The 3,629-nt window shown below is 41.2% G+C and carries 3 protein-coding genes and 1 pseudogene; 3 read left to right on the top strand and 1 reads right to left on the bottom strand.

What is annotated here, in order from left to right; translation table 11 throughout:
• Positions 1–146 precede the first annotated feature (146 nt).
• Genes ACYQ4S_RS11205 through thrB form a run of 3 tightly spaced genes read left to right on the top strand, consistent with a single transcriptional unit; the run spans position 147 to position 3,292 of the window.
• Entirely contained in the window at positions 147–1,355 is a 1,209-nt protein-coding gene (locus tag ACYQ4S_RS11205; RefSeq protein WP_459771199.1) for a homoserine dehydrogenase, read from the top strand.
• A gap of 1 nt (position 1,356) precedes the next feature.
• Positions 1,357–2,427, top strand: a complete 1,071-nt coding sequence (gene thrC, locus ACYQ4S_RS11200) for a threonine synthase (protein WP_459771197.1) — start codon at positions 1,357–1,359, stop codon at positions 2,425–2,427.
• A complete protein-coding gene (gene thrB, locus ACYQ4S_RS11195) occupies positions 2,420–3,292 on the top strand; it encodes a homoserine kinase (RefSeq protein ID WP_459771195.1) in 873 nt (290 codons plus the stop codon). Before thrC ends, thrB begins: the two co-directional genes overlap by 8 nt.
• Before the next feature lie 40 nt (positions 3,293–3,332).
• On the opposite strand, the pseudogene ACYQ4S_RS11190 reads toward thrB, so the two are convergent.
• A pseudogene (locus ACYQ4S_RS11190) lies at positions 3,333–3,629 on the bottom strand (hypothetical protein); the annotation flags it as partial.

Below are 3,629 nucleotides of genomic sequence, written 5' to 3'. Positions count from 1 at the left end.
TAGTTTGGTAGTCGGATACCTACTATTTTACCGATAAATGAGGGAGGGGCAAGTGTTTTTTGTCTTTTCCTTGATAGAACAACGGTTATAGACCTTTAAGAACAAAAAAATTTGACAGTAACCATATTTTTCAGGAGGGTATTAGAATGAAAGTGGCAATATTAGGTTTAGGAACTGTCGGTAGTGGTGTATTGAAAGTGATTCAAGAAAATCAAACCCATATTCATGAGCAAATTGGAGAACCGATGGAAGTCACCCACGTTTTCGGGGAAACCCTTTTGAATCTTCACAATTGTGATTTATCAGAAATCAAACATGTAAAAACCATTGATGCGTTATTAGATGAGGAATTTGATGTGGCCGTGGAAGTATTAGGGGGCATTGAGTTTACGTATGATGTACATAAGAAATTATTAAACAAGGGTGTGCATGTGGTGAGTGCCAACAAGGATATGCTGGCTTTGCATATTGATGAACTTGCAGAGATCGCAAACGAGAATCAAGTCCAGTTATCCTATGAAGCGACATCCGCAGGTGGTGTCCCAATTATTCATAACTTACTTTATACTTTAAGAGCGAATAAATTATCGCGTGTGCTTGGTATACTGAATGGAACAACGAATTATATTTTAACGAAGATGACACAAGAAGGGATGGATTTTGACCAAGCCTTAGAAGAAGCGAGTCAAAAAGGCTACGCTGAGGCAGATCCAACCAATGATGTCGATGGGTTTGATGCCCAGCGTAAAATTACTTTGCTATCGCGTCTAGCGTATAACCGAAGACTCACTATCGAAGAAGTGCCAGTACAGGGTATTCGTGAGGTTGCCGTTGAAGATATTGACATTGGTTTACAACATGGCTATGTGATGAAGCTTTTAGGATTAAGCGAATTTGACGGAGAGCACTTAGAAATCAGTGTGCAACCTACTTTCTTACCAGAAAATCATCAACTGGCTGCCGTTCATGATGCAATGAACGCGGTCTTTGTGAATGGAAATGCGGTTGGAGAAACGATGTTTTACGGACCAGGGGCAGGTAGTTTAGAGACAGCGTCTGCCATTGTCGCTGACATTATTGAAATTGCGCAGTTTGGGTACAAAGGAAACCTTACACCAAATGAAGAAGCGAAAATTACAGATACATTCACTGAACATCCTTACTATGTCCGATTCAATGATTCAGCAGATCAAGCGAAAAAAGTGCTAGATGAATTGAATATTTTATATGAAGCATTTGAAGGGAACCATGCATTTGCTGTTCAGACTGTGCCCTTGAATAATGAAGAAAAAGAGGTCTTGTTAGAAAAAGCAGAGGTCGGGGCAATTTACCGAATCACAAGAGAGGGAAAATAATATGGTGAAATGGGAAGGTTTATTAGAAACGTTTAAAGAAGATTTACCGGTCACTGAACATACACCAAATATTACATTGAATGAAGGCAATACACCGCTTATTCGTCTGAATAAATTAAGTGACCAGTATGAGGTAGAGGCGTATGCAAAGTTTGATGGGCTGAATCCAACCGGCTCTTTTAAAGATCGCGGCATGGTTTTGGCGGTTGCTAAAGCCAAAGAAGAAGGGGCACATACGGTTATTTGCGCATCCACTGGAAACACTTCGGCATCCGCTGCTGCTTACGCAACCAGAGCAGGGCTTAAGTCGATTGTGATTATTCCCGAAGGCAAAGTAGCTATTGGAAAACTCGCGCAGGCGATGATGTATGGGTCTGAAATTATTGAAATTGAAGGAAATTTTGATGATGCATTAGTGATGGTTCAAAAAGTGGCGGAAGAATCTGAAGGGATTCAATTAGTCAATTCCGTGAATCCCTATCGTGTAGCCGGTCAGCAAACAGCTGCTTTTGAAATTATTGAGGATTTGGGCGATGCGCCGGATTACTTAACGATTCCAGTTGGAAACGCAGGAAATATTTCTGCCTACTGGAAGGGATTCAAAGCTTACCATGAGAAAAAAGGCTCTCAATTGCCTAAAATCTATGGGTTTGAAGCGGAAGGTGCAGCGGCGATTACTCAAGACAAAGTGATTGACCAGCCGGAAACGATTGCTACAGCCATTCGCATCGGAAATCCGGCAAGTTGGGATTTAGCCGTAGATGCTCGAGATTCATCGGGTGGATTAATTGCTTCAGTCTCTGATGAGGAAATTATTACCGCCTACCAATACATCGCAAGTGAAGAAGGCATTTTTGCAGAACCAGGATCCGCTGCCAGTATTGCGGGGTTAATTCGATCGCTTGAAAATGGCGATATTCCAAAGGGTTCTCGCGTCGTTTCTGTTTTAACGGGAAATGGCTTAAAGGATTCGGATACAGCCATTCAAGTCTCGCTCGAGAAAACGAAAAAGTTCCCCAATGACCAAGAGAAAGTCATTCAGTATATAGAAAGCTTAGTTGCCTATGAGTGAGAAGACCTTTAAAATCCCAGCAACGAGCGCGAATTTAGGATTGGGTTTTGATTCGATTGGTGTAGCCGTCGACAAGTTTTTAACGGTTACTGCGCGACCAGCGGATGACTGGCAATTCCACTTTAAAAAGAAGTCATTGGAAGTCTTACCGTCTGGCGAAAAGAATATGGTCGTTGAAATGGCCCAATATGTGGCCAAGGAATATGGCAAAGAGATGCCTCGCTTAGAAATCGATATGGATAGTGAGATTCCTTTGGCACACGGGTTGGGAAGCTCTTCAAGTGCCCTTGTCGCCGGAATAGAATTAGCCAACCATTACTTAGACTTAAACTTATCGACGGATGATAAAGTACGCATTGGGACAGCTGTTGAAAAACATCCGGATAATATTGGCCCTTGCCTGACAGGTGGCGTTTTTGTTGGTTTTTATGAAGAAGAGAAAATGGCCTACTACACAATGCGTTTAGAGGGAATTTCTTTGATAGTCTCCGTTCCTTCTTATGAAATCATGACCGAAGAAGCCCGTGCTGCCTTACCGGAAAGTTATAATCGCCAAACAGCCGTCAGTCAAAATGCGAAGAATAATGTCATGCTTCTTGCAATGGCGAATCAAGACTATACACTGATGGGGGAATTGATGATGGATGATCAATTTCATGAACCTTATCGCAGTCCATTAATTGCTGAACACAAGGAAATAAAAGACATTACCTTAAAAAATGGAGCCTATGCCACCGTAATTAGTGGCGCCGGGCCTACATTACTGACCTTGTGCCCAGAAGAGAAGGCCGATCAAATTTTAGAGCAACTGAGTCAAGTCAGTTCTTGCTCACATGAACAAGTCAATGTATTTTATAAAGATTAAAAAAACTCCTCTATCTTTTTGAGATAGGGGAGTTCTATTTTTAACCGAAATATTCTGTATAAAGGTGCTGAATGGAATCCTTTAGGTTTTTAGCTGGAATAGAGAAAAACATACCATAAATCAAAGGAATAGACTTTCCACAATCATCAATAAAAAATACACGGCCATCTTCATCATAGATTAAATCTGTTTCTTTATATTGACGAGTGCGTTCGCCATCTTTCCACATATGACGATTATCAATAATTGCAGTAATTGAACGTCGTTCAATTTTATCAATCAATGGTTTCCCATCATACCCACGATCCGCCATTAAATATTCAGCTCGTTCCGCTTG

The sequence above is a fragment of the Alkalibacterium sp. s-m-28 genome (assembly GCF_054658175.1).
The sequence above is the reverse complement of the archived record's forward strand: the minus strand, read 5'-3'. Positions and strand labels throughout refer to the sequence as shown.

Coding starts and splice junctions, on each gene's coding strand:
- ACYQ4S_RS11205 (WP_459771199.1), top strand. CDS start 147: ATGAAAGTGGCAATATTAGGTTTAGGAACTGTCGGTAGTGGTGTATTG.
- thrC (WP_459771197.1), top strand. CDS start 1,357: ATGGTGAAATGGGAAGGTTTATTAGAAACGTTTAAAGAAGATTTACCG.
- thrB (WP_459771195.1), top strand. CDS start 2,420: ATGAGTGAGAAGACCTTTAAAATCCCAGCAACGAGCGCGAATTTAGGA.